The organism is Myxococcales bacterium, from assembly GCA_022563535.1.
In the GTDB taxonomy this organism is placed as follows: Bacteria; Myxococcota_A; UBA9160; order UBA9160; family UBA4427; genus DUBZ01.
The window spans coordinates 1-6503 of sequence record JADFNE010000123.1 but is presented as its reverse complement, the minus strand read 5'-3'; the positions used below and the strand labels follow the sequence as shown (position 1 = coordinate 6503).

Below are 6503 nucleotides of genomic sequence, written 5' to 3'. Positions count from 1 at the left end.
CTGCTGGGTGAATGAAGCAGTGATGGACGCGGGCTAGATCTCTCCGAGGGGTCGCACGAAGGTATCGTCGTAGGATGCGTATACGAAGATGTCCCAGGCTGTCGCAATGCGCCCTGCAGGCGCCACAAAGGGCACTGACGCGACAAAAAGAACGAAGCCACCCAAGGTGGCCACGGCACCAACGGGTCGCAGTACGACCGCGTCGAACACGGAGAGTCCCATCAGTTCCCAGTCGATTTTTTTGACTTGTGCAATTTGTGCGACCTCTATGACCTCCGCGACCTCCGCGACCTCTGTGACTTCTGCGGTCTCCACCTCGACAGCCGCGACCGAAGCTTCCCCTGCTTGATCCGTACCCGCGTTCATCGCCGCCAGTGACCCAGAGGAGGCGATACTGAATGCGGCGATGAGCCCAACCAGGCATCTCCATTGCACTCTCAACCGCACCTGCGACCGCACTTGCGATTTCGTTACGTTGGACACGTTGGACGCGAACATTCTGACATACCTCCCCGGCACCCTGTCGATGGTTTCTCAGGGACACGATACAGCATTGGGCTCCCAGCCGAATTGCCAGGGCCACAAAACGTTCAAGGGCACGGCCGTCATGGCCGTGCCCTTGATCTTTCTGCGTGATTCGTTTCGCGGAGATTTACTCCTCGCTAGCGAACCGCCTTCGAAGCACGAAACCCGCCGACAGGGCCAGCAGCGTGGCGACGGTCGCGAGACCGGCCGTACCCATCGAAGGCGTTGCGAGGCCGTCGTCGAATACCAACGTGACGAGGTCCAGTGCCGCGAAGTCATTACCCGACAGGACTCGATTCGTCGTACCGCCTGCAACCAACGTGATCGCGCCGTTGCCGTTGGCATCTCGCCCGTCGAAGCCCTGAGCAGTCAGGGTGTCGGTCTGGGGAGACGCGCCCTGAAGCTCGACGTTCATGACCGAGACTGCACCCGTGGTCCACGGGAAGCCCCAGCCGTTATTGGTGTCCGCCCCTAAAAACCCAAAGGTCATGGTGTTCATCATGGTCATAGTACCCATCGTGGTCGTCGTCACAAACGTAGTCGGACCCGAGGTGGTAATCATGCCTCCGCCATTCGTGACACCAGATACGTGCAAGCTGGTCAGGTAGTCGAGGTGAAAGCGAGCGCTCTTGAGCGTAATCGTATTGTTGAACGCGTAGCCGACGCCCTGGACCTGCGGTTGCTCGAACTTTGCAACCGCCATCGCCGTACCAAACGGGAGATGTGCGATGAAGGGAAGCATGGTTCGCCCAAATCCGGCCCCGCCCCCGAGTGTAATGGTCGTTGCCGGAACCGTTGTGGAGCCAGCCCTGATGGATGTCGAGCCGCCACCTTTGAGCATCATGGCCATGGTTCCGCCAAACTTGTTCACACCCGCCTTGTAGCGGACGATGCCGTCAACTGGGCCGTCGCCTGTGCCACCCGTGATAAATCCACCGGGAGTCGTGGCACCAGCGGGGCAGACTCCGCCCGCCCCAACCGTTCCGGGGCACCAGGCAAAATCGGCCGCGGGACGAATATTGAAGGTGGGAATCCCCGGTGTTGATGGGAGCGGTCGCCCAGCCTGACCGACGTCTTTCGACCAGGCGTCTTTCATGAATCGCGCGGGTTGCTGAATTGCGAACGTAGGAAGTGCATCCGCCGCTAGAACGGCGTTCGCTGGTCCGCTGGCCGTGAAATTCGTCTGGAGCTGAACGACGGTCGGGACGAGCATGACCGTGGCGGTATTGAATCCGGTCGCCGGCCCTACCTGATTAAAAGCATTGTCTGGGATGGTGAATGAGCGACCCGTTCCCGTCGTGGTGAGCGCCGCAGCACCGGGAATACCACCTAGCTTCTGCCTGAAACCAAAAATCGGCACTGCAGCGGATCGGGGCCACGGGAATCTAGGCGCGACCGGAGGCGAAGTCGTCGGGGGGAATGGAACGAACCAATTACCTCCTCCGACGCAGGCGCCATGATCGTTGCCCCCCCCTGGCGTCACAGGTGCGGTCAGTTTGTGGGCATTCTTGGGCTCGGCAAATTCGAAACAATTCTGTGGTCCGCCGTTGATCGGAATATCAACAAGGATAGCGCGATTCATCGACCATTCGCCGACCATCGAGAAGGATTTACCTGCATTTGCGGTGCTCGCGAAGACCAATACCAATGTCGTCGCCGCAACCGTAATTAGAATCCCAGGGAGGAACCTGAGACGGTTTTCGGAATTCACTATTGCCTCCGTTCTGGATGTACCTTCCAATGATGGAAAGAGACCACTACGTTGAATAGATCGTTAGAAGAAGTCGCGTCGTCTTCAAACTCAATAACTTCTTTAAATTCAATGACTTCTTTCTTTTTTCTTTCCACATGCTCGTCGTTTTTCACTTCTCCGACGCGCCTACCAGAAACGAGGCAAGTCGATCCGACCTTTCAAGGTGGAACATAAGCAAATTCCGTGCCCCAATTCCCCAATTGCCGGTTCGACGGGCTGCGTAGCCAGATACCCGCAACTAGCTGAATTGACTAAGGATTATTTTGTGCGATTTTCCAAACGGACCGATTGGTACAAATTTTGGGCAATCGGTTGCGGAAGTTTTGTCTCCTTCTTACGGAAAAGATTTTCCACCTAGGCTGCCCGAGGCGCTCTACGCATCCTGGAAGCTCTCCGCTAGGCTCCCGGCACGATGAAGATCCAATACATTCTTTTTGCGTTTCTGACCGCTATTTTGTGCTTTGCAGCTGGATTCTGGCTGGGTCCCCGGTACGCAATCGCGCCAAATCCCTACTTCCTGGCCATGCGGGAAAGCGATCCCGAGCTTTATAGAAGCAAGCAGACCAGCGTAGACGTGGTGCTCGCGGGGGACGCCTCCAAGGTCCGAGACGCGCTGTTGCATTCAGATCTACTGGTGAGGACGGCCAAACTCGGCAGCCTGCTCAGCGAGCTTGGGCCCGACTCCCTCAACGACGTCCGGCAGGCTTTCGACACCGTCTTTCTCGATCTCGGGGATACAGAACTGGTCATCTTTGCCGAGTGGTGGGCTCGTTTTGACCCTCACGCGGCGATGGATTGGAGTGAGTCTGAGTGGCGGGCCGATCACCGCGCAGTGAGATTGCAGATCATGAGAACCTGGGGACGAATCGATCCTCGGGGTGCACTTGTTCGCGCTGAACTGGGACGCGGCAAAAAGCAGGCCGATAAGACTTCTTACTTTCTTGCTGTAATCGCCGGGTGGGAGCAGAGCGATCAGCTGAGCGCTCTCACGTATCTCCAGGCGATGGGACCGGGCATCCAGCGACAGCGCATGATGGTCGGTTTCGCGCGGCGCCGGGTACTGCGCTACGGGATAGACGATGCGTTCAAATTCATTCTGTCTCTTCCCGACTCTGACAAGCTGTTCAAGCTGAACCTCATGCGCCGGGTGGTGAGTTCCGCAGTGCGCATCGACGCCCAGCAGATAGCCAGTCTGGCCGCAACCCTGCAGGGAGGTCCCTACTTCCAGGGCATACCGCAAAGAATTGCCATTCGCTGGGTAAGGAAAGACCCCCAGGCAACCATCCAGTGGCTCGAGTCGCTAGAGGACAGTGACTCGCGCGACGACGGTGTGCGGGAGACCTACCGTTCGTGGGCAGCCTACGACCAAGAGGGCGCGGCCAATTGGGTGATGGGCACCGAACACGTGCCCTGGCGCGATCATGCGCTTGCGATTCATGCAAGGCACATGCAACTCGGTGACTTCGAAGAGGGTATCGCCGCGGCAGAAAAGATCTTCGACGACGAACTCAGGCAAGCAACCTTGACGCTGATCGTACGCGTGTGGGGCAAGAATGATCCAGAGGCTGCAGGAAAGTACGTCGACAATGCGGACTGGACAGAGAGCGAACGCAATCGTGCATTGGCGCGGGGGTGGAGGCGGCGTGCAATGGCCAACGCTCAAATAGAAGAGGAAATGGGAATTCACCCCAAGCAGGTCCGGGAAAAGATGGAACGGAATCTAGTCGAATCCGAATTGGACGAACGATTCGACGAACAACTCGCCAAAGATCAGGATTCCGAAAATCAAGGCAAGCCCTGGTAACTCCGACGACTACAGCTTCGCGCCGAGTCGCTTCAACAGCTCGCTCGCTCTAGCGCGTTTCGCTCCGCGGCCAAAGTGACGCGCGAGGCGTCCCAGGGCGATCGAGCGCTGCTTGTCCAGATCCAGCTGCACACGAATGCGCAACAGCTGGAGGGCGGCCACGTTGTCGTAGGGTTCGAGCTCGAGAAGCAGCTCGAGCTTTGACACCGCTTCTCTGGTACGCCCCTCTGCGATCAACATTGCAATGGCTGCCCGAATGGGCGCTGGATCTTCAGGTGCCGACTCGATCGCCCTGTCGAAGTAGATGAGGGCATTGTCCGGCTGTCCAGCCGCGCTTCGTTCGCGGCCAAGACCGATCAACGCCACGACATTCTCTGGCTCTAATTCGATTGCCCTCGCAAAGTCTTCGCGCGCTTGCATGGATTCGACGCCGTCGCGCCGCGCAATCAACCAGCCTCGAATCGCATAAAGCGACCCTGACTCCGGCTGAGCTTCCAGGTACCCGTTCAGCAGTACGGCGGCCTCGTCCGTTCTTCCCGCATCCGCCAGGTTCACAACGAGGCGTTCGAGTATTGACGCGTTCGCCGGGTCAGCCAGATCGAGGCCGGGGGTATCCTGGATCAGTTTCACGACTCCTGCGGGGCCGATTCGTTCCCGAGTTCCCCGGATCGCTGCGAGCATCGCCCTTCGCCAGTCGTCCTCTGTCCGCAGGGGCAAAGCCAGCTGGGAGACCTGTTTATCCGCAAGTCCGAGTCTCGCGCCAATTTCGATCCCGATCAGGGCCATTTCTATGTCCCCCGGCTGTCGCGCGATATCGTGATGAAGCACCTCGAGCGCGTCTCGAAAATTTCCCTCGGCCATGTGCAGCCGCGCGAGTCGCGCCCGGGAGTCGGTCTGGCTGGCGCCTGCGCGGATCGAGTAACGCAACTCCTCGATCGCCCGCTCATAGTCACCAACACCTTCGGCCGCCAGCGCGGCGTAGTAGCGAGCGACTGCGTTGTTCGGCCAGGACTGCAGTGCTTCGGCCAACCGCTCGAGGGCGAGTGTTGGTTGGCCCCGTTCGAGATGCACGCGACCTCGGATCAGGTCGCGATAGGTGGAGACCTGCTCGCGCTCGGCAACTTCCAATGCCTCGTCGAAGCGACTGGCAATGATCAATGCGTCGGCATACCGGAACATCAAGTCTACGGACGGGTTCGGTACCATCTCTAGCGCTCGATCGAAAGCTTCGATCCCTTCGTCGTACTCCTCTCGTTCCAGCAGGTAGCCAGCGAGATCCAGCCAGGCTTTGGCTGCCAAAACCGGATTCTTCGCTTCGGTAGCCTCGCGCAGAATCGCCTTCGCCTCCTCTACCCGTCCCTGCGACTGCAGACGAACCACGAGACCGACCCGGTAGTCCTGATTGTGGGGTGCAGCTTCGACCGCCGCCTCGAGAATCTCGATCGTTCGCGACCCCCGACCCATGGATCCGTAGAACTTGAGCGCTTCTGAGATCAGATTCTGAGCACCGGGAAACTCCTTCAGACACTCCGAATAAATTTCGTCCGCCGATTCGGGGTCGCCAATTTCCACCGCGAGTGATGCGCGCGCTCCACAGAAGCGCGGCGTGTTGGGCTGGTCGGGCCCGACCTCGCGCGAGGAGAGTTCGATCGATTTGATCAGTTCTCCGGCTTCATCCGCGCGATCCAATCCGAGCAGCGCCACCACTTGACAGATTCGCGCTCCTTCGGCATCGGGATCGACTTCGAGGGCGTGTTCGGCATCGGCCAAAGCTCCCTCGTAGTTACGGCGCGTTTCGATCCGCGCGCGGGATCGCAGGACCAGCGCAAAAACATGATCGGGTTCGATCTCGAGTAGACGATCGAGGGCGATAATCGAACGATCCCAACTGTGCTGGGCAAACGCTCCTCGGCCGAGCCGCAGCGCGGCCGCTACCTCCCAATCTGGATTTTCCATCGCCCTGCGCAGAGGCCAGACGGCGGCGTCCAAATTTCCAGTTTCTCCGAGCGCCACTCCATAGAGGAAGAAGATCTCGGGGTCATCCGTACCCTCGTCGATGGCTTTCCTCAACACGGGAACGGACCCAGCAAAGTTTCCGATGCTCTGCAGTTCCCTCGCCTCTTGAAGGGGGTCCTGGCTCGAACACCCCACCAGCAACATCGCGAAGATCAAAGCGGCCATCAGCTGCAGAAACCCCCAGGCGACAACGTGCGCGAACCATTTGCAATGGGATGGCATTGGCTGACTGCAATTCTGCATGGCCGCGCAACATAGCTCAACCCTGCGCCTGCGAGGAGATTTTGGCTTGTCATTCCCGCCGCCCATCGCCCTCTAGCGACTCCCGCGGCCACCAATTCGCTAAGGTAGCCACCATGAAGAGCGGAATTTTGAGTCGACGCTGGCCGTGGATCGCCGCAATGA

4 protein-coding genes are annotated in these 6503 nt (G+C 59.0%); 1 reads left to right on the top strand and 3 read right to left on the bottom strand.

The window, feature by feature from the left end; translation table 11 throughout:
• Positions 1-33: 33 nt before the first annotated feature.
• Together IH881_19840 and IH881_19835 are read right to left on the bottom strand one after the other, a co-directional pair.
• Positions 34-498 carry a hypothetical protein gene (locus IH881_19840; protein MCH7869953.1) on the bottom strand — a complete coding sequence of 155 codons (465 nt, stop codon included), beginning with the start codon at positions 496-498 and terminating at the stop codon, positions 34-36.
• Positions 499-652: 154 nt separating this feature from the next.
• On the bottom strand, positions 653-1885 hold the full coding sequence (locus tag IH881_19835; protein MCH7869952.1) for a hypothetical protein: 1233 nt from the start codon (positions 1883-1885) through the stop codon (positions 653-655).
• Between the two features lie 805 nt (positions 1886-2690).
• Between IH881_19835 and IH881_19830 the strand changes: the two genes are divergently transcribed.
• A complete protein-coding gene (locus IH881_19830; protein MCH7869951.1) occupies positions 2691-4082 on the top strand; it encodes a hypothetical protein in 1392 nt (463 codons plus the stop codon).
• A 9-nt stretch (positions 4083-4091) separates the two neighbouring features.
• On the opposite strand, the gene IH881_19825 is transcribed toward IH881_19830, so the two are convergent.
• Positions 4092-6263, bottom strand: coding sequence for a tetratricopeptide repeat protein (locus tag IH881_19825; GenBank protein MCH7869950.1), 2172 nt, complete (start codon positions 6261-6263; stop codon positions 4092-4094).
• Between the last annotated feature and the right edge of the window lie 240 nt (positions 6264-6503).